The organism is Pseudomonas marginalis (assembly GCF_900105325.1).
GTDB classification, from domain to species: Bacteria; Pseudomonadota; Gammaproteobacteria; order Pseudomonadales; family Pseudomonadaceae; genus Aquipseudomonas; species Aquipseudomonas marginalis.
Genome location: NZ_FNSU01000001.1, coordinates 689,602 through 708,019 on the forward strand (window position 1 = coordinate 689,602; position 18,418 = coordinate 708,019).

17 protein-coding genes and 2 pseudogenes are annotated in these 18,418 nt (G+C 56.5%); 17 read left to right on the plus strand and 2 right to left on the minus strand.

Annotated elements, in window-relative coordinates; genetic code table 11:
- The first annotated feature begins 8 nt into the window (after positions 1-8).
- The 14 genes from BLW22_RS03345 (at position 9) to BLW22_RS03410 (ending at position 13,644) form a co-directional block, all read left to right on the plus strand.
- Positions 9-764: a hypothetical protein gene (locus BLW22_RS03345; protein ID WP_235865553.1), complete on the plus strand. Its 756-nt coding sequence runs from the start codon at positions 9-11 to the stop codon at positions 762-764.
- Positions 761-1,108 (plus strand): hypothetical protein, encoded by a 348-nt coding sequence (locus BLW22_RS03350; RefSeq protein WP_074844133.1) that lies wholly within the window; start codon positions 761-763, stop codon positions 1,106-1,108. Before BLW22_RS03345 ends, BLW22_RS03350 begins: the two co-directional genes overlap by 4 nt.
- A 65-nt stretch (positions 1,109-1,173) precedes the next feature.
- Positions 1,174-1,374: a hypothetical protein gene (locus BLW22_RS03355; protein ID WP_141122928.1), complete on the plus strand. Its 201-nt coding sequence runs from the start codon at positions 1,174-1,176 to the stop codon at positions 1,372-1,374.
- An 84-nt stretch (positions 1,375-1,458) separates the two neighbouring features.
- A complete protein-coding gene (locus BLW22_RS34230; RefSeq protein ID WP_143045091.1) occupies positions 1,459-1,860 on the plus strand; it encodes a hypothetical protein in 402 nt (133 codons plus the stop codon).
- A gap of 64 nt (positions 1,861-1,924) precedes the next feature.
- A complete protein-coding gene (locus BLW22_RS03360) occupies positions 1,925-4,696 on the plus strand; it encodes a coiled-coil domain-containing protein (protein ID WP_074844139.1) in 2,772 nt (923 codons plus the stop codon).
- Positions 4,697-4,705: 9 nt separating this feature from the next.
- On the plus strand, positions 4,706-5,356 hold the full coding sequence (locus BLW22_RS03365; RefSeq protein ID WP_083381316.1) for a DUF2460 domain-containing protein: 651 nt from the start codon (positions 4,706-4,708) through the stop codon (positions 5,354-5,356).
- A complete protein-coding gene (locus BLW22_RS03370; RefSeq protein ID WP_074844145.1) occupies positions 5,353-6,213 on the plus strand; it encodes a DUF2163 domain-containing protein in 861 nt (286 codons plus the stop codon). The genes BLW22_RS03365 and BLW22_RS03370 overlap by 4 nt, the downstream gene beginning before the upstream one ends.
- Entirely contained in the window at positions 6,210-6,668 is a 459-nt protein-coding gene (locus tag BLW22_RS34235; RefSeq protein ID WP_074844148.1) for an NlpC/P60 family protein, read from the plus strand. The genes BLW22_RS03370 and BLW22_RS34235 overlap by 4 nt, the downstream gene beginning before the upstream one ends.
- Complete coding sequence (locus tag BLW22_RS03380) at positions 6,652-9,162, plus strand: phage tail protein (RefSeq protein WP_074844151.1); 2,511 nt, start codon at positions 6,652-6,654, stop codon at positions 9,160-9,162. The genes BLW22_RS34235 and BLW22_RS03380 overlap by 17 nt, the downstream gene beginning before the upstream one ends.
- A gap of 12 nt (positions 9,163-9,174) precedes the next feature.
- On the plus strand, positions 9,175-11,046 hold the full coding sequence (locus BLW22_RS03385; protein WP_143045093.1) for an SGNH/GDSL hydrolase family protein: 1,872 nt from the start codon (positions 9,175-9,177) through the stop codon (positions 11,044-11,046).
- Positions 11,046-11,885 (plus strand): hypothetical protein, encoded by an 840-nt coding sequence (locus tag BLW22_RS03390; RefSeq protein ID WP_074844157.1) that lies wholly within the window; start codon positions 11,046-11,048, stop codon positions 11,883-11,885. Before BLW22_RS03385 ends, BLW22_RS03390 begins: the two co-directional genes overlap by 1 nt.
- A 435-nt stretch (positions 11,886-12,320) precedes the next feature.
- Positions 12,321-12,830, plus strand: a complete 510-nt coding sequence (locus BLW22_RS03400) for a glycoside hydrolase family 24 protein (protein ID WP_074844163.1) — start codon at positions 12,321-12,323, stop codon at positions 12,828-12,830.
- On the plus strand, positions 12,827-13,135 hold the full coding sequence (locus BLW22_RS35185; RefSeq protein WP_074844166.1) for a ubiquitination-like system serine protease family protein: 309 nt from the start codon (positions 12,827-12,829) through the stop codon (positions 13,133-13,135). Before BLW22_RS03400 ends, BLW22_RS35185 begins: the two co-directional genes overlap by 4 nt.
- A gap of 2 nt (positions 13,136-13,137) precedes the next feature.
- Entirely contained in the window at positions 13,138-13,644 is a 507-nt protein-coding gene (locus BLW22_RS03410) for a lysis system i-spanin subunit Rz (protein ID WP_074845147.1), read from the plus strand.
- Between the two features lie 355 nt (positions 13,645-13,999).
- Here BLW22_RS03410 and BLW22_RS03420 read toward each other — a convergent pair whose 3' ends face one another.
- Positions 14,000-14,188, minus strand: coding sequence for a hypothetical protein (locus tag BLW22_RS03420; RefSeq protein WP_074844172.1), 189 nt, complete (start codon positions 14,186-14,188; stop codon positions 14,000-14,002).
- A 380-nt stretch (positions 14,189-14,568) separates the two neighbouring features.
- On the opposite strand from BLW22_RS03420, the pseudogene BLW22_RS35790 reads away from it, so the two are divergent.
- The 3 genes and pseudogenes from BLW22_RS35790 to BLW22_RS03430 all read left to right on the plus strand — a co-directional run.
- Positions 14,569-15,126, plus strand: a pseudogene (locus BLW22_RS35790) (MCP four helix bundle domain-containing protein); the annotation flags it as partial.
- Positions 15,127-15,612: 486 nt separating this feature from the next.
- Positions 15,613-16,224 (plus strand): annotated as a pseudogene (locus BLW22_RS35795) (methyl-accepting chemotaxis protein); the annotation flags it as partial.
- 351 nt (positions 16,225-16,575) lie between these two features.
- A complete protein-coding gene (locus tag BLW22_RS03430; RefSeq protein WP_074844178.1) occupies positions 16,576-17,370 on the plus strand; it encodes a DNA adenine methylase in 795 nt (264 codons plus the stop codon).
- A 526-nt stretch (positions 17,371-17,896) separates the two neighbouring features.
- Here the strand turns inward: BLW22_RS03430 and BLW22_RS03435 are convergent.
- Entirely contained in the window at positions 17,897-18,223 is a 327-nt protein-coding gene (locus BLW22_RS03435; protein WP_065926521.1) for a DUF2388 domain-containing protein, read from the minus strand.
- Between the last annotated feature and the right edge of the window lie 195 nt (positions 18,224-18,418).

Genomic DNA, 18,418 nt, shown 5'->3' on the forward strand with positions numbered 1-18,418 from the left:
AACACATTATGCAAATCGCATTCGGCAGCGGGTTGTTTTACGCGACTCCGCTGATGGACGCCTATGGCAATGCCATTTCTGCGCCGACCCCCATCCTGCTAGGCATCATGCAAGAAGCCTCGGTGGATCTGTCGTTTGATTCCAAGGAATTGTTCGGCAGCGAGCAGTTTGCGGTCGACGCGGCACGGGGCCAGGGCAAGCTGACGGGCAAGGCCAAGTCTGCCCAGATCAGCCTGCTGCAGTGGAATCAGTTGGTGTTCGGGCAGACCCTGACCACCGGCCAGGTGTTAGTTCATCACTCCACGGAGCCCACAGCGGTGCCTGCAGGGGCCACCATTACCGTGGAGCCTCCGGCGGGCGGGACGCTCTCGGGTGATCTTGGGGTACGGGGCGCCGGTGCGATCCCTTACGTACGGGTACTGAGCGCGCCGATCGCGGGGCAGTACACCTTTGATGCTGCCACGGGGGAATATGCATTTGCCGCTGCAGACGTGGCCAAGTCGGTGTTCATTGATTACCGCTACACCGTTGCGACGGGTAAAAGTCTGTCGGTGAAAAACCTACCCATGGGTGACATGCCGGTATTCCAGGGCGAATTGGTCCTGAAATACAAGGGCAAGACTGTGTACGTGCGCGTGCCGAACTTTGTCAGCAACAAGTTGGGTATCGCCACCAAACAGGATGATTACACCATCCCGGACTTTGAATTCACCGGCTACGCGGATGAGTTCGGCGAGGTGTGCTACTGGAGTGCCAACGAATGACGGTCGTGAATGTCCCCGGCGTTTCGTTCCCGTTTCCAGGGAAAACGCTCGTCATCCCACCCCTTTCGCTGGGGGATCTGGAGCAACTGCTGGAGCGGATCAACGCGGTGATGGCCGGCAACATGGACCGTGACAGTATCGCAACGGTGATCGATGCCACTCACGCGGCATTGCGTCGTAACTACCCCGACATTGAGCGCGCAGAAGTGGCAGCCCTTCTGGATCTTCGCAACATGCGTGATGCGCTGGATGCTGTTATGAGTGCCTCGGGCTTGGAGGTCACAGAGCCAGCACCGGGGGAAGGCCAGGCCCCTTCGACTGGGGCCAACTCTACGCTCACCTGATCGCCAGTACCGGCCAAAGCCCGGTCACGCTTCGGCGTGATTGGGACATGGTCATGGTGGGCCATATGACCGATTACTGGCGTACCCATCCACCGGTTCATGTCCTAGTCGCGGGTTATATGGGTTACAAGGCGCCTCAGGACGTCACTGATGCCCCCGATCTGGCGCGCGACCTGGCAGCGATGGCCGCAGATCTACGGGACGATTTGCCAGAGCATTTGCGCAGTGGTTTAGATGCATTTGTCGGTGCGCCTTCGACAATATAATCACCTATGCTGATGTTAGATTTTGTCCATATCTATAGGTCGTCGCTATGCGATAAATCCTAATCACAACTGAGGAGGACTTATATGCGATATGCGATGTTTTTTGCTATTACGGGAATTTTGTTGTCAGGTTGCGCTGCTGTTCCAGACGCCAAAACGGAGCAATTAAAGCAGGAGTATATGAGCACCATTCCCGTCTGCATCTCCGATAAAGACTGTGAGTTGAAGTGGAGTGCGGCACGCCGCTGGGTGCTGAGTAATGCAGGCTATAAAATTCAGAGTATCACCAGCGATTACATCGAGACATTTAATCCGCCAGAAGCATCTTCCTTACTTGGTGCTCGGATTATTAAAGAACCTAAAGGTGACGGGACCTATCGTATTACTGCGGAGCTTTGGTGCAGCAATTGGATAGGGTGTCATCCACCAGTTTGGGAAGCCGCTGTAGATTTCAATCGAACAGTGAATGCCGCAAGGCTAAATTAGTTATTCAAAAACCCATAAACCCGCTTATGCGGGTTTTTTGTTATTTGAAGTTTGAGGTTTCGGCATGGATAGAAATATCGCGTACCAGTTCACGGCCGGAACTCAGGGTTTCGACCGTGCAGTTGAAAGCATCGAGCGCAACATGCGCGAGGCGCGGACGACATTCAGTCGCGAGCTGCGGGCGATCAACACCGAGATGGTCGGTAGTCAAACCCGGCTCGCTCGTTTTGGTCCGGCAGTGAATGAGGCGTTCGCCGGCGTCAGCACCATCATGCGTTCGGGCCTCGGTGGTGTGGCGGCTGGCATTGCGGGTGTGTTTGGTCTGGGTGCTTTCAAGCTGGGCCAGATCGTTAGCGATAGCAAGGACGCGGCGATCCAACAGGAGGCTGCTTACCGTGGTCTGGAAGCGGTGGCCAATCACGCCGGTGTCGGTATTGGCCGGGCCATGGATGAGGCCAACAAGCTCGCCTCTGACGGCTTGCTCAGCGTCGGTGACGCGGCCAAAGCACTGCAAAACCTGCTCAGCCGTGGCTACAACGTTGACCAGGCTGTGGCGGTGATCAACCGCCTAAAAGACGCTGCAGCGTTCAACCGGCAGGCCAATCTCAGCATGTCGGAAGCTGTGGTGTCGGCCACCGAGGGCTTGAAAAACGAAAACTCGGTGCTGGTGGATAACGCCGGTGTTACGAAAAACGTCGCCAAAATGTGGGACGAGTACGCCAAGAGCATCGGCACCAGTCGTGACAAGTTGTCCGACTCGCAAAAGATCACGGCCGAATACAACGGCATCATGAAAGAGACCGAGGCCCAGGTCGGTAATGCTGCCAAGGCGGCGGATGGATTAACCGGCAGCCAGGCCGAGCTCGACTCCAAAAGCAACCAGCTGCAGGTCACCATCGGCACCATCCTTGAACCGGTCTTTATCAGCCTGAATAAGCGGCTGTCGGAGACTGCCAGTTGGTTTAACAACCTGCTGAAAGGCATGACTGGCGTAGGCCTTACCGTGGATGAGGTGGCGGCGAACGTCGCGCGCTACGAAGCGATGTTAGGCACAGTCATCGCCGGCCCACGCGGTGGCGGTGGCAAGGCTCAATTGGAAGCCACGCTGGTCGAAGAGCGCCTGCTGCTGGAAAACATGCAGTTGGTCTCCAACAAGCTAGAGGAAGTCGATGCGGGTATGCGCTCCCGTTCAGCCCGCATCGAAGAGCAGCGGCGCAAAGTGGCCGAGATGGCCGCGACCGGCAATACAGCCCTGACCAAGGCACCGCAGCAGGGCAGAGTTAGGCCAACCGCTTACGGCATTGAGATCGCCCAGTTAACCAAACTGGAACAGGCTTACGCGGCAGCCGTCGAGCATCGGAAGAAAGTAGTTGAGTCCACGACGCCCCCTAAAAAAGCGGATGACCCGGTAAGTGCGCCGACGAAAGCCAAGTCTCGGGTCAGTGAGTGGGCAGAGACGCTGGATGCACAGAAAGTGGCTCACGCCCAACAGCAGGCGGAGCAAGGCACCTTCCTGCAGTTTTCTCAGCAGCAGGAAATGCAGTACTGGCAGGGCATCCTCAAACGCACGGATTTGAGCGCGGCCGAACGGTTGAGCGTTCAGCGCAATTACCTGGCGTCATTGAATGCGTTGCGCCGGCAGGACGAGGGCCAAGCCTTTGCCGATCTGCAGGCCCAGGCGCAGCAGTACCGCAACAATATGGACGCGCGCCTGCAGATTGCTCAGCAGACCCTGGAGCGCAGCCGGCAACTTTATGGACAGGACAGCCAGGAATACCGCAAGGCTGCGGCTGAGGTGGTTGCTGTCGAGCGCGAAAAGCAGCAGCAAATCACCAACATGAAACAGCAGCAGCTGGCTGCCGATCAGCAGGCGCGGCTTACCGATGTTGCCCATGCCGAACAGATGGCCCAGCTGGATCTGCAAGCCAACCTGATCACCCAAGGCCAACTGCTGCAAGCCCAAGCTGAGTTCGAAAAGCAACGGTATGCGATCGAAGCCCAGGCATTGGCCGAGCGTAAAGCGCTGCTGGAGCAGGATCCTGACCGTAACCCGGTCGCCCTGCAGCAGGTCCAGCAGCAGATCCTGGCGCTGGAGCAAACCCACCGCAACAGCATGGCAGTGATTGGCAGGCAGCAAACCTTCGAGTCGCAAAGCAACTGGACGGGCATGGTCGACAGCCTGCGTACCAGCTGGTCGAGCGGGCTTACCGGGATCATCAGCGGCACCATGAGCACTCAGGGCCTGTTGCGCGGGATCTTCACCAGCATCGGGACCGCGTTCGTTGAGAACATGGTCACCAAGCCGTTGATGGCATGGATGTTCGGTGAGACGGCTAAAACCGGTGCGACGGTGGTGGGTGTTGGCGTTCGAACGGCTGCAGAGGCAGGCGGTGCGGCCATGTCCGTAGCGATCTGGGGCGCAGCCACGATCAAAAACATCATTGCCAGTGCCTGGCAGGCCATGGCCGGTGCCTTTGCAGCCATGTCGGCCATTCCGATCATTGGACCGATCCTCGGCGCAGCGGCTGCAGTGGCTGCCGGCGCATTCGTATTTGGCCTGGTGAAAAACGTCGCCTCGGCCGAGGGCGGCTATGACATCCCTGCCGGTACCAACCCCATGACACAACTCCACGAGCAGGAAATGGTACTGCCCAAGCAATACGCCAATGTCATCCGCCAGGCAGCCAGTGGAGAGGGGCAGTTGGGAGGGGCCGGTAACAGCTATCACTACCACGACAGCAGCGGCCGGATGTCACCTGCGGATATTCGGCGGGGTGCCCGGGTGCTGGCCGAGGAAATGCAAAAAATGCGGCGCAACGGCGCCATCAAAACTTAGGGGGGCGAGATGTCGTTAGGACCTTTTTGGCCGGCGCGCTGGATCGCCAGTTACCCCGATATGGGCGCGGCGGTTGAAGGCGTTCTGCCGCGCCTGCCCGGGCAAACCCTTCTTTCAAAAAAGGCGCCTGAGTGGAGTACCGGTGTGCAGAAAGCTGCCAGTGGTCGACGCCGGACAACGGCGTATTACCCAGCGCCGCTTTGGTCTTTCCAACTGAGCTACAACGCCGTGCGCAAGCGCCCCGGCTTGGATGAATGGTCGAGGCTGATTGAGTTCTTTAATCAGCGCAAAGGGCAATTTGGCGAGTTCCTGTTCTTTGATCGTAGCGATCACCTGGTAACGCTTCAGCGCTTTGGCACCGGTGATGGCACCACGCGAACATTTCAGCTTTCCCGGGAGATAGGCCACTGGATCGAGCCGGTGTACGGCGTCGTCAATGTGGACGTCGTCACTGTCAGTGGTGCTCCTACTTCAGCCTTCACTGTGGATGAGCTGGGGCGCATCACCTTCACGGTGGCCCCACCCATCAATGCGGCGCTGGTGTGGAGTGGGGCGTTTTATTTTCGCTGTGCTTTCGAGGCCGATTCGCTCGACGGGGCTCAGCCTTATCGCGCGATATGGGAACTCAAAAAAATCGCGTTCACGAGTATCAAACCATGATCGATGCCACACCCGAACTGAAAGCTTTTCTGGCCACGGCGCGCAGTTTCGTCATGGCGGATCTGTACACGATTGCCCTGGCCAGCGGCCAGGTGCTGCGTTACACCGATGCGGGTTTGCAGGTCTTCTATGCGGGCCAGAACTACTCGGCCAGCGGCCCCCTGATCAAGCGCACCGGCGTGCGGGCGGTGCGCGGGATTGAGGTCGACACGTTAAACGTGACCTTTACCGCCGGTATGGACGATACCGTGTTCGGCGAGCCCTTGCTGCCATTCATTGCCGGCGGCGGTTTTGACGGGGCCACCCTGAACCTTGTTCGAGCGTTTATGGCGGACTGGCGATCACCCGTGGTGGGCACGGTCACACGTTTTATCGGGCGTGTCGCCGAGGTGGATCCTGCCGATCGCGAGCAGGCGACGGTGACAGTGAAGTCGCCGATCGAGCTGCTCGATACCAAGGTGCCCCGGGGTGTCTATCAGCCCTCCTGCCTGCGCACGGTGTACAGCGCCGATTGCGGGGTGAATCGCGCCCTGTTTGAAACCGTGGGTGTGGTCCAGGGCGGCAGCACGGCCCTGCGCGTGAACTCCAATGTGCCCGCCACTCAGGGCTGGTTTGACCAGGGCGTGATTCGTTTTGTGAACGGTGCCAATGCAGGTGTGACAAGGACCGTACGCCGATTCACGGCAGATGGTGCCGTGACGATGATCCTGGGCCTGCCAGGCGTGCCAGTGGCGGGTGATCAGTTTCTGATTTACCCGGGTTGCCCACGGACGCTGGATGCCTGCACCAACAAGTTCGGCAACCGAGCGCGGTATCGGGGTATGCCGTTCATTCCCGTCGCGGAGACATCGGTATGAGCCCGTTCGAAGTGCTGCAGCGTGATGCCGTGGTCTCGCAGGCTGAGCGCTGGTTGCGTACGCCGTACCAGCACCGGCAGCACCTGCTGGGTGTTGGTGTTGACTGCGCCTGGTTGCTGATTGAGGTGTATCACGCCGCCGGGTTGATTCCCTGGATCGATCCCGGGGCGTATGCCCAGGACTGGCACCTGCATCGCAGTGAGGAGCGTTATCTGGGCTGGCTGGAGTTGTATGGCCGGCAGATCGATACGCCACAGCGTGGTGATGTCGCGGTCTGGAAATTCGGCCGGACCTTCAGCCACGGCGCGGTGGTGGTCGATGAGCACCGCATCATTCACGCCTATCGGGACATCGGCGTCGAGTTTGCGGACATGCGCGAGGAGCGGCTCTCCAGCCATACCGTGCGTTATTACACACTTAACCGATATGGAGTCAGCGATGGGGGGCAGCAGTAGTACCATTTCCAATAGTGCGACACGTATCAACGCGTTGCAGATCCAGAGCAGTGCGAGTGGCAAGCCGATCGCCTGGATCGCCGGCCGTAATCGCATCAGCCCTAACCTCATTTATTACAGTGACTTTGAAGCGGTCGCCAAAACCACGACGAAAAAGTCGGGGGGTAAAGGAGGCGGCGGGGCCACCCAAAAAGACACGACCTACACCTACTACGCGGCCATCATTTTGGCCGTCGGGCGAGGCCCGCTGGGTGCAACTCACCGCGTATTTCGTGACAAAGAGGTGTTTTCCTCACTGGCGCAGATTGGCTTGAATTATGCCAATGGCACTCATGATCAGGCGGTGTGGGGGTTTCTTCAAACTCGCCACCCTACCGAAGCGATTGCCTACGCTGACACGGCCTACGTTTTTTCCAGCAGGTACCTGCTCAACGACAACGCCGGCGTCCAGAATCATACGTTTGAGGTGGACGGGCGTTATCAGGTGCCCGGGCTGCCGGATGCCAACCCGGGTGACTTCTTGCCCGGGTTGTTGCTCGATCCGTTGGACGGCATTGGTTTTACCCCGGCATGGGTCGCGGATATGTCGAACTACCGCAACTATTGCTTGGCGGAAAACTTACTCTTGAGCCCAGTGCTTGACGAACAGTCGCCGGCGAATGAGGCCATCGCGCGCTGGTTGCAGCTGACCAACAGCGAGCTGGTGTGGTCTGCCGGTCAACTCAAGGTGATCCCCTACGGCGACCAGGCTGTCACGGGCAACGGTGTCACGTGGTTTCCGAACATCACGCCAGTGGCGGATCTGACCGATGACGATTTTCTTTCTGAGGACGGTGAGCCTCCGGTCTCGCTCAAGATCAAGAGCCAGGCCGACAGCTACAACGAAGTGTCGCTGGAGATCCTCGATCGTGATCACGAGTACAACACCGACGTAGTGCGTGCGCCTGATCAGACTGCCATTGAGCAGTTTGGCTCCAAGCCGATGGACACCATCAAAGCGTACGAGATCTGCAATATCGCCATCGGTGCCCATGCGGCGCAGTTGTTGGTGCAGCGCAAGCTGTACGTGCGTAATGAATATGAGTTCTCCCTCGGCTGGCAGCATGTGCTCCTTGAGCCTATGGACCTAGTCACGATCACTGAGCCAGGGTTGAACCTGCACCAGCGCCTGGTCCGGCTGATTTCGGTTGAGGAGGACGAGCTGGGTAAGTTGGCGATCGTGGCCGAGGATGCGTTGCTGGGCGTCGGCAGCGCACCTAACTATCCGGTGCAGAGCAAAAGCGGTTATCAGGGCAATCAGAACGTCGCGCCTGGTCCTGTCCTGGCGCCCATCATGTTCAACCCACCCGAGAGCTTGCTGCCCGCCGGCACATTGCAGATCTGGGGCGGTGTTGCCGGTGTGGGTGAAGCCTGGGGCGGTTGTGAGATTTGGATCAGCGCCGATGGCGACAGCTACCGGTTAGCGGAGACGATTTACGGCAGGGCGCGCATGGGGCAACTGACAACGACTCTGGCCGCTGGAAGCGATCCCGATACGGTCAACACCTTGTCAGTGCAACTGGCAGCGGCGACGGAGCTGGCTGCCGCCACTACTGCAGAGGCGGACAGTGGCGCCACGCTGTGTTGGGTGGCCGGTGAGTTGCTGAGTTACCGAGACGCGGTGCTCACGGGCGTCGGAGGCTATGAGCTGAGTTATCTGAGACGCGGACGTCTGAGCACGGCCATCTCCAGTCACTCGGCCGGTTCACCCTTTGTGCGGTTGGATGATGCCGTCTGGAAGTACAGCTACACGTCCGACCAGGTCGGCAAGACTGTCTGGGTCAAGTTCCGCTCATTTAACGTGTTCGGTCGAGCACTTGAGGATCTGGCGGATGTCACTGCCTACAGCGTCACGTTGTCGCCGGCTCGGGTAGCGCCTGATACCGCGCAAAACCTCGCCCTGGTCGGTGCCTTCGAGGCGCCGTACTTCACCGTCAGTTGGGTGGCCGGAGCTCGTGCCGAAGATCGCTTGGTACGTGTTCGTCACGCGGGCAGTAATGCCCTCCTGCGAGAGGTGGCGACTACCAGCACGGCATTTACTTACCAACGTGAAGATGCGCTGGTGGATGGTGCGCTCATTCGCAGCTATCGGGTGGAGGTCATAGAGCGCAACGCTGCAGGCCAAGCACAGTTGGTGTCGTTGTTGGTCACCAATACGGCGCCGGCGCCCGTTACGGGAACCGCCGCCTCGGTCACTGGCACCACCACTGCGGATGTCAGTTGCGCGGCCAGTGCAGCTGCAGACACGGCGGGCTATGTGTTTGTGTATTCGACAGAGGAGGACTTTGATCCGGCAACCGCAGGAACGGTCGGGTATCAAGGCGTATCACGCACCGGCCAGATCACGGGACTGACGCCAGACACCACGTATTACCTCTGCGCTGCAGCGTACGACACCTGGAGCAGTGTACGCAGTCAACTCAACTTCGCCCCGGCGATCACCTTCAACACCTGATAGAGACTCATCATGCAACCTATTCAATTCTTTGCCGCAAGGGCTGAAGACGGCGTGCTATTGCCCGGAGCAACGGTGAGTGTGCTTGTCTCCGGGAGTGAGACGTTGGCGCCGCTGTTTTCCGATGCAGCGGCGACCGTTGTCTTAGCCAACCCCATGCATGCCGATGCCAGTGCGCGGGTGTTCTTCTACACCGCGGCGGCCCGCATCGATATTCAGATCGGCTATGCGGGGTACCGAGCGCCGCTGCTGCAGGGCATCGGTACCAGTGATCCGGTGGATATGATCAATGCGGAAATTGATCGCCTCAACCGCGATATGGTCGATGGAAAAGTGCATGCCACTGTCGCGGCAGGTCTTCTGTCGACGGTCGACGGCCAGTCTTTTTACGTCGAGCCCACTTCGCCAGATATATCGCGCAGCCTGTATGTGCGGGTCAGTGCCACGGAGGCCAGGCACGTCTCCGATGACCCCTCTGTGGGCTACATCGCAGAGATAGACGTGCGCACCTCTGCGGTTGAGAGCGGCACGTTTAATGGATTGGAGCTGCGCTTTGTTCGATTGGCCGTAGAGTCCGGTTACACCTGGGCGCTGGTGGATTCGGTTGGACGCATGGCGCTGGGTTGCCGGGTGGATGGCTCACTCGTGGGCAAGTTCATGCTGCGAGACGGCACTGTCGATCGCAACACGCTGAAACTCGACCTCGACGGATTTATCGCCAAGGCGTTGGACCCCCAGTCGGGATACGCGTGGGCAGTGATCGATACCCTGGGACGGATTGGTCTGGCTCTTCGAGTGGACGGTACCGTTACCGGGAAATTCTTGCTCGGCACCAGTGCCGTACCTCGCAAAGCGCTGGGGGCCGATCTGTCGGGCTTCATTGCGGTTCAACTGAGCCCAGAGTCCGGCTATGTCTGGGCCGTTGTTGATGCGGTTGGCCGCATTGCGCTTGGCATCACCACAGCCGGCAAAACCGTGGGTAATTTTGATATTCATATCCCCGATGTGACAGGGATCGAGTACCTCAAACCGGTTCATGACCTGCTTTGTGTAGGGGACTCCCTGACAGCCAATAGCAGCCAGGTCACCTGGCGGGAGCAACTTGCGCCCCTGATCAGTGCGCGGACCATTGTGAATGGCGGCATTGGCGGCCAGACCTCTCGCCAGATCGCCGCGCGTTTCGGTGCTGGTACCGCACTGCTGACCGTCACGGACAACCAGATCCCGGCCTCGGGTTCGGTGACGGTCACTGCGTTGAGCACCTTATTGCTGTCCACGCCCGCGACCAATTCCGGCACCTACACGTTGCCAGGTACCTTGGGCGGCATCCATGGGACGCTTACGTGCACGCACAGTGAGACAGGGGACTCGTCGGACGTTTACACGTTTGCTCGGGATGCTGCCGGAGACGCCCGATACAGCGCGCCCAAGTCGCCGTTTGTGCCCGACGTTCCCGGTGACGGGTTTTACACCGAGATCATCTGGATGGGCCGCAACAACCTCGACAACATCGAGCAGATCAAGGCCGACATCCGGGCGATGGTGGGAGTGCAGAAAACCGTTGAAAAGCGCTATCTGATCATCACGCCGCCGCTTGGCGGTAACCCGACACCGGGCACGTCGACGGGGGAGGGGGTCGGTACCGCCACCTACAACAACTGCGTCGCGCTGGAAGATTGGGCCACCACCGAGTATGGCGATCGCGTGATCAAGATCCGCGAGTGGCTGATGCAGTTCAACGACGGCAGCGCCGACGATCTGGACGACGTGGCCAAGGGCGTGGTTCCGCGTTCGCTGCGGCTGGACATCATTCACAACACCACGATCAGCAACGGGCATATCGCCCGTCGCATCGCCTACGAAATTAACCGGAGGTCCTGGTAATGGCCGGACAAAAAACCGTGCTGGATGGCATCACCTTCACCGATACGACGTTGCCCATTCTGCGTTCCGATGCATTGCTGAGTGCGGGGTCGCTGTATCTGTTCGACTTGGGGCATAGCTTGGGTGGTGTGAGCGGAGTGCCGGCAGCGGGAGCTGTTATCCCCAATATCGCTTACGCCGAAGCGGCAGCGGTGCTCGGTGCGGGTACCGAGAGCAGCTTGGCGGGTGTGTTCAGCAGTAATGCGGTCGCAGCTGACGCTCTGTTTGAGAGGACGCCCAAGAAGGGGCTGCACGCCATTTACAGCCAGGTGAACAACACGGTGAGTGGTCATGGTTCACAGATCAATGTCGCAACCGCGATCCGCGACTACATCATCGCTAACAAGACTCACCTGTTCTATTTCTCGGTATGGACGCACCGTACACGTGCAGCACTCGCAACCGGTCACCGGTACATGGAGATCGGTAGCGGCGGCAACTTCCTGGGATACATGAGTGGCGCCGGAAACACCGGCAAGGCTTCCGGGCTATACAACGTCGTCGGTGGTGCCAACGCCGTGGCCAACCGGTACTCCTCAATGCGAGCGTCTGCGGGGAGTAGTGATACGGTTGCGGCAGCGGCCGGGAGCATTATTTTCGGTAACGGTGGGTCAGGTTCCGCGCTGACCAATCAATGCCCCTCTGACATCTTCTATCGCGGCTACTGCGAGGATCTGACCGTGTCGGGGCGAACCTATGCTGACGTCGACGCCCTCGACAAAGCGCTATGGGATGCCGCTTTCGCGGCAGGTGGCCGGTTTGCTGGTGACACCTTTACGGCACCGTCGACCTTCCCATAGTTGGCTAGGTAAACCGATCAGCCCGCCGCAACTCATGGTTTGCGGCGGAAGCGGAATTTTTCCCAGCCATTTTTGAACCTGAAAGTTCCGGTGTCTCCTCTGAGAGCGTAAAGACTCGCTCTGTAACAAGCAGTAAATCGAGAGAATCCAAGGCGTCTGATTCTTTTATAGACCCAAACCCATCCGTGGCGATTGGTAGTTTTGGCGGGCCTATGAACCATTAACGTGTTCCTCCGTAGCGAAATTTGGCGCAGATGATAGCGATGTGCCCCACCACAAAGGCTGTCAATTAATAACAAGACGGAACTTCTTAATACGACGAGATTCCTGGCCCCATTCGTTTGAGTGCAGCACCGTATAAAACGAATTCAACAGAGTTTCATTCACCTCTAATCCCCGCCGTTGTGCGGGTTTTTTTCGCCTGGAGAAAAGGCTATGGCACGACTTTCGACCACCCAAGCGGGCAGCCGCAATGCTCTGGCTTTCCTCGACATGCTCGCTTGGTCCGAGGGGACCAGCACATCGCCGGCCACTGCCCTGGATGGCTACGACGTCATCGTGACGGGCATCGACAGAAAGCCTGAGGTCTTCACAGATTTCAGTGATCACCCCTTCGCAAAGGGGCGCCGCTCGAAGGCCATCAACAGCAAGGGCCTGACCTCAAATGCCTCGGGCCGGTACCAGCAGATGCTCAAGGACTGGCCGTATTACCGAACGCTGTTGGCCCTGCCTGACTTCAGCCCGATCAGCCAGGACCTGCTGGCTCTGCAGCACATCCGCGAATGCCGCGCACTACCGGACGTGCATGCAGGCCGGGTCGAATCCGCAATCGCAAAGTGCCGGAATATTTGGGCAAGCCTGCCTGGTGCAGGGTATGGCCAGCGTGAACACCGGCTTGATGATCTGATCCAGCAGTACCGCTTGGCGGGTGGAGTGCTGTCATGACGGCATTACGGAAAGTGTCACGCTGCCTGGCTCAAGCCGAAGCAGATCGGCTGTATTTCGAATGCCCGGGATGCGGCATCGCGCATGGTGTTTCACATGGGAATGGACCAGGGCCACGGTGGGGGTGGAATGGGAACTTGGACGCGCCAACGTTCACGCCAAGCATTCTGGTCAGATACATCTGGTCTGACGGCCCCCGGGTTTGTCATTCGTTCGTGACCGGTGGGCGCATTCAGTTTCTCGATGACTGCACTCACCATCTGGCGGGGCAGACCATCGACCTACCCGATTGGGAGGATGAGTAATGCTGACCACACCACAGAAACTGGCAGTCTTGCTGATCGCGATGATCATTGCGTTCGGCGCGGCCTGGCAGGTGCAAGCGTGGCGTTACGCTGGAAAGCTCGCGAGCCAGGCCGCGCTGCAGGCTGACGATCTAAACAATCTGACCCAGGCCGCGCTCCGCCAGCAGCAGGCCGAGCAGGACAAGCGCCTGGCCACAGAGCAACAACTCGCCGTCTCCGATCAACAGCACACCCGAGAACTGTCCGATGCCAAACGTAATCAGGCTCTATTGCGTGACCGCCTTGCTACTGCTGATGTGCGGCTGTCAGTCCTTCTCGACGCTTCGGATTCAGCCAGTGGCTGTAAAGTGTCTGCCGCCCCCAGCTCCATCGGCGTGGTTCATGCAGCCGGTCGAGCCCAACTTGACCCTGCGCATGCTCAACGAATTATCGGCATCACCGATGCCGGCGACCAAGGACTGATCGCTTTAAAAGCGTGCCAGGCATATATAAATGCCGTAATGCGATAACCTATACGTATGCTGCGAGTACGATAGTAATAGTTCTACGTAGAAATAGAGTTTGCGTGCTGTGTAAATGAAGGGCGCTGTTTGGTCAACGTAAAATCAGTTCAAGCTCCGGCTACTGTTTCTCTGCACGCGAAATCTTTCCATCACCCACCTCATCTGAATAGCTTAATAATTTAACTTCCATGTCATGATAGTTTAACGCCATCGTCATGATTTCGTTCGCACCTGTCTCATCCCCCTGTGTAAGAAGGGTTTCCGCTATCCTTAGAAGGTCGATGCTGGCCCATTTTAGAAGAGCGGCCGCTTCTCTGAGGTCTCGGCTAAGCTGCTGACATGGTTTAGGGAGCGACATAGGCTATGTGCTCATCAGACCTCTTAACTCAGCTACTGCAAGCTTTAACTTCTTTGCTTGGGACAAAACAGCCTCTCCCAGGCTGTCAAGTCCGTTATCTTTTAACACTGTACCTTCACGTGTCAAGCCTTCAGCCGCCTGTTCGAGTTTTCTTGCATATAGCTCAACCTGAAAGTTAGCCGAATGCCCCATAAACGTTCTCCAACTTAGGTGATTTGGACCAATACAGTCCTATGCGAATACATAATCTAATACGCTATTTAGTACGCTGCAACAACCTCTGCCATTTGCCAATAGTTGTAAGTTTTTTGTAAATGGTTAGCCTTTGCGCTGTTTTGGTGCGCATGCTCAAGTCTGGTGCGCTATGCTTTTTGTGCGGGTGATCAACGTTTTTTTGGCGCCATAAAAAGTGCAAAAGATTTTGCCTGCCCGTCATGTGTTTTCTTGTTTTTATTATTTGCAGATTTGGTTGTTTTTAGGCTAAAGATAGTTCGTCGTCCGTCGACATAAGAGGTGACACGCCTTTAGCGTGAACGCCCCGTTATCTAATGATGCTTCGTTAGGAGAAGGTCATGACCAGCAGCAATCAAATAGCTCGTTCGGGGTTGACCGTTAAGTGGCGGTTAATGCTCTCTACTTTCATCATCATTGCCGCTTTCTTTGGATTGTCGGCTTATCTGATTTATCAGATAAAAGTAGCGACTGATAATACCGGTGCGTTGTTTAATCAGGACTTTGCTAATATGGAGAAAGTCGATGGTATTGATGGTCTGCTCACTAGGGCAGATATCAATATTCTACGGATGATTGCAATAGGTGACCCCATACAGATTCCTGAATGGAAAAAGCAGAACGAAAGTTCATTTGTTCAGATTGATGATTTAGTTTCTTCTCTGGCAGGACGAGCATCCGGCGCACCTTCAAATAATGATGCTGAAAAACTTAAAAGTGATTATGAAAAGATGCGTGACGGTATGCGCCATCAAACTGCTGTTATTGAGTCGGGAGATATTGCTGGTGCTGCGACGGTTAACCGAGAGGAAGTGAAGCCTTTTGCGGAGCGGGTTTTCCAGACGCTTCACTCGATGCGCGAACTGGGCAAAAATCAAGCAGGTCAGAGGTATAAGGAGCAATTAGCGAGCGCTGATTTCACTCGCACAATGGCCTTAGCTACGACGCTGTTAATAGTGGGGCTTAGCGTTATTATAACACTGTTAACCACGCGTAGTATTATTGGATCAATCGGCGGTGAGCCTAGTATGGTTGCTGATTTTACTCGCAATATTGCTCAAGGCGATCTTACCAAGTCGATCACGGTTTCGAAAGGCGATGAAAACAGCGTCGTATTTGCAGTAGGTGTAATGCAGGAACAGCTAAGACAAACGCTACAGCAAATTTTTAATTCGTCAGTACAACTCTCTGATGCTGCCGAAAAATTGACGACTGTTACTGAAGTTAGTGCTAGTAGCATGAAGCGGCAAAATGATGAGTTGGATATGGCTGCAACAGCGGTGAACGAGATGACCAGCGCCGTCGAAGAGGTTGCGCGTAACGCTGAACATACTGCTCGTTCCTCGGGTAGTGCTACCGGCGCAGCAGAGGAGGGTATGGCACTAGTTAGGCAAACCTCTATAGCAGTCGACAATGTGGGGGGGGATATCGCTAAGACATCGAATTTGCTCGGCGATTTGGCGGAGCAGTCTCGTGATATAGGCAAGGTTTTAGATGTCATTCGGGGCCTTGCAGAACAAACAAATCTGCTTGCATTAAACGCTGCAATCGAAGCGGCGCGAGCGGGGGAGGCAGGTCGAGGCTTCGCGGTGGTAGCCGATGAAGTCCGTGCGCTTGCCCATCGCACACAACAGTCAACTACCGAGATAGAGCGTTTGGTAACTAATGTTCAGAATGGTACAGAGCTTGCTGTAGATTCTATGCTTAGTAATACTGAACTGGTGACAAAAACACTTAGCATTGCAGAAGGCGCCAACGAAGCGCTGGGTAGAATTAATTCAGCTGTAAGTGAAATCAATGATCTAAACCTTGTGATTGCCAGTGCATCGCAAGAGCAGGCGCATGTTGCGCGAGAGGTCGATCGCAATCTGGTAAATATCCGTGATCTGTCCGCTCAGTCAACTCAAGGCGCTGCTCACACGATGGGAGCGAGTCAAGAGTTGTCGCGCTTGGCTACAGATCTTAGTGCAATTGTTAGTCGTTTTCGACTGAGCTAACAAGTCAGGATGATTTGGGAGTTACCTGTTAAAGACTTTTCTTGGGCTAATGGGTGACCTCTACATTTGTGGAGGCTCGCCCAAGAGCTACCTATCCCAGCAGAACTGGATATCAGCATCTATTAGATTGCAGTTTTACCACTAGCCCAGTTCCGCCAGTCTGAGGGCATATCAGGTTCTCAAAGAAGTATTTACAACGAAGTAAAGGAGCGGCCGGGCAAGATGCGTCAACATCTAACCCGGTCACTTTCCCCGCAGACCATACCTGCAAGTCCAGCCAAGGCTCCTGCTTCGTGCACAAAGCGATATGAGCCTAGCACTGTTTATCCATACAGCAAAGGTCTTGCTTTTATGTCCTCCCCCATTATCCCTTGGATGGGCGGTAAACGCCGTCTAGCCGATCGCCTTATCCCACTCTTTCCACCTCATGAATGTTACGTCGAGGTCTTCGCTGGCGGCGCCGCACTCTACTTCTTGCGCCCCCAGGCTGCGCCGGTTGAGGTTCTCAATGATATCAACGGCGAGCTGGTGACGCTGTACCGCGTGGTGCAGAACCACCTGGAAGAATTTGTGCGCCAGTTCAAATGGGCGCTCAGTTCGCGCCAGGTGTTCGAGTGGCAGAAGATGACCCGCCCTGAAACCCTCACCGACATCCAGCGCGCGGCTCGGTTTTTCTACCTGCAGCACCATGCATTTGCTGGCAAGGTGACGGGGCAGACGTTTGGTACTGCGACTACAGGCCCGGCGATCAATCTGTTGCGGATCGAGGAAAATCTATCTGCAGCTTGGCAGCGCCTTTCCGGCACTTATGTCGAAAACCTGGGTTGGCTAGAGTGCGCAGAGCGCTACGACCGTGACCACACTTTCCACTACATGGATCCGCCTTACTGGCAGACGGCTGGCTATGGCATGGACTTTCCCTATGAGAACTACGAGCGGATGGCCGATTTTATGCGCCGCTGTAAGGGCAAGGTGATGGTCAGCATCAACGATCATCCCGAGATCCGGCGCGTGTTTGATGGGTTTCACTTCGAGATGATTGATATTCGATACAGCACCGCTAATCTGCGGCAGGGGAAAGCGGAAGTCAGTGGAGAGTTGGTCATCATGAATTGGGAGCCGGCAGCATTGGGGAGCCTGTTCTAATAGGAGCACGTGCCGCCGTGTTGAGCGGTGGCGCGTTGTCCTCATTGAACTAAAGTTGTCCCTTTAGCCCGTATTGCAGTCTTTCAAACTCACATTGGGTAGTGGATGGATAGGAAACAAAGCGCGTTCGGGCATACCTGATGTGGGGCAAAAATGGGGCAAATCGTACGCCAACCTATGCCACCCAATGCCATTTATGCATCTGTGCAACCTGCTATGAACAGCCGCCGTAGCCAATAACCACGGGCCTATGCCTCAAAATCACAGACATACTCTTACACAATCGGGGTGTGGGAGGACAGATCGGACGTGTTTTTACTCATTGGATAATAGGCAAATTCGTTGAAAGGAGTGGGGCAAAGGTGGGGCGCTCGGCCCTGCTGATTTTGCAATGGCTGCAAGGTTAACACGCGAGGTCGGCCCTTCGCAGGTCGCAAACGGATAGGTAAAACGCAAAGTGGGATGGCGCATTTGTTTAAATGCGCAGGGACGTGTCGCTATTGGCGCGCAGCCGAAAATGCCTCCCTCAGTACGATGAGGCGATCGCCTTGGCCAGTTGCATGTCGGACATAAGAGGCGAGGCGTAGGTCGCGCGATAGTACCGAGATGCCTGTTCGAACTCAGCACCGCGGATCTCGCCGTCCGAACCGATAAAGGCGAGGGCATCGGTTTTGGAGGATGTGAAAAGCTTTGGCGCATCGGTCGTGAGAACGCTGGCTCCCCCAATCAGGATGGTGGGCACGAACGTCGTGTACATCAGCGCTTTATCGAAAGGGTTGGCGTTTTCAGCCGCCGCTACCGGGTTGCCGATCACTGCCACGGCAGCGATCGCCAGCGTCTTCCATGAGCCCATTCTTCGATGCTTCCATTTCTGTGAGAGGCCGCACGATAGCAGAGGCGGTCCCTTTGCAGATATAAGGCGCTGCCGAGCACAATGAATCCCGCGCTGAAGATGCGCTTTCGATTGAAGCAGGTCCACTGAAAGGTATTGCGAGTGCATAATTAATGCATGAATGATGCAAATTAGCATTTGCCAACCCCAAAAACT

Bases quoted from the DNA above. Each gene is read 5' to 3' on its own strand.
- BLW22_RS03345 (WP_235865553.1), top strand. From the start codon at position 9: ATGCAAATCGCATTCGGCAGCGGGTTGTTTTACGCGACTCCGCTGATG.
- BLW22_RS03350 (WP_074844133.1), top strand. From the start codon at position 761: ATGACGGTCGTGAATGTCCCCGGCGTTTCGTTCCCGTTTCCAGGGAAA.
- BLW22_RS03355 (WP_141122928.1), top strand. From the start codon at position 1,174: ATGACCGATTACTGGCGTACCCATCCACCGGTTCATGTCCTAGTCGCG.
- BLW22_RS34230 (WP_143045091.1), top strand. From the start codon at position 1,459: ATGCGATATGCGATGTTTTTTGCTATTACGGGAATTTTGTTGTCAGGT.
- BLW22_RS03360 (WP_074844139.1), top strand. From the start codon at position 1,925: ATGGATAGAAATATCGCGTACCAGTTCACGGCCGGAACTCAGGGTTTC.
- BLW22_RS03365 (WP_083381316.1), top strand. From the start codon at position 4,706: ATGTCGTTAGGACCTTTTTGGCCGGCGCGCTGGATCGCCAGTTACCCC.
- BLW22_RS03370 (WP_074844145.1), top strand. From the start codon at position 5,353: ATGATCGATGCCACACCCGAACTGAAAGCTTTTCTGGCCACGGCGCGC.
- BLW22_RS34235 (WP_074844148.1), top strand. From the start codon at position 6,210: ATGAGCCCGTTCGAAGTGCTGCAGCGTGATGCCGTGGTCTCGCAGGCT.
- BLW22_RS03380 (WP_074844151.1), top strand. From the start codon at position 6,652: ATGGGGGGCAGCAGTAGTACCATTTCCAATAGTGCGACACGTATCAAC.
- BLW22_RS03385 (WP_143045093.1), top strand. From the start codon at position 9,175: ATGCAACCTATTCAATTCTTTGCCGCAAGGGCTGAAGACGGCGTGCTA.
- BLW22_RS03390 (WP_074844157.1), top strand. From the start codon at position 11,046: ATGGCCGGACAAAAAACCGTGCTGGATGGCATCACCTTCACCGATACG.
- BLW22_RS03400 (WP_074844163.1), top strand. From the start codon at position 12,321: ATGGCACGACTTTCGACCACCCAAGCGGGCAGCCGCAATGCTCTGGCT.
- BLW22_RS35185 (WP_074844166.1), top strand. From the start codon at position 12,827: ATGACGGCATTACGGAAAGTGTCACGCTGCCTGGCTCAAGCCGAAGCA.
- BLW22_RS03420 (WP_074844172.1), bottom strand. From the start codon at position 14,188: ATGGGGCATTCGGCTAACTTTCAGGTTGAGCTATATGCAAGAAAACTC.
- BLW22_RS03430 (WP_074844178.1), top strand. From the start codon at position 16,576: ATGTCCTCCCCCATTATCCCTTGGATGGGCGGTAAACGCCGTCTAGCC.
- BLW22_RS03435 (WP_065926521.1), bottom strand. From the start codon at position 18,223: ATGGGCTCATGGAAGACGCTGGCGATCGCTGCCGTGGCAGTGATCGGC.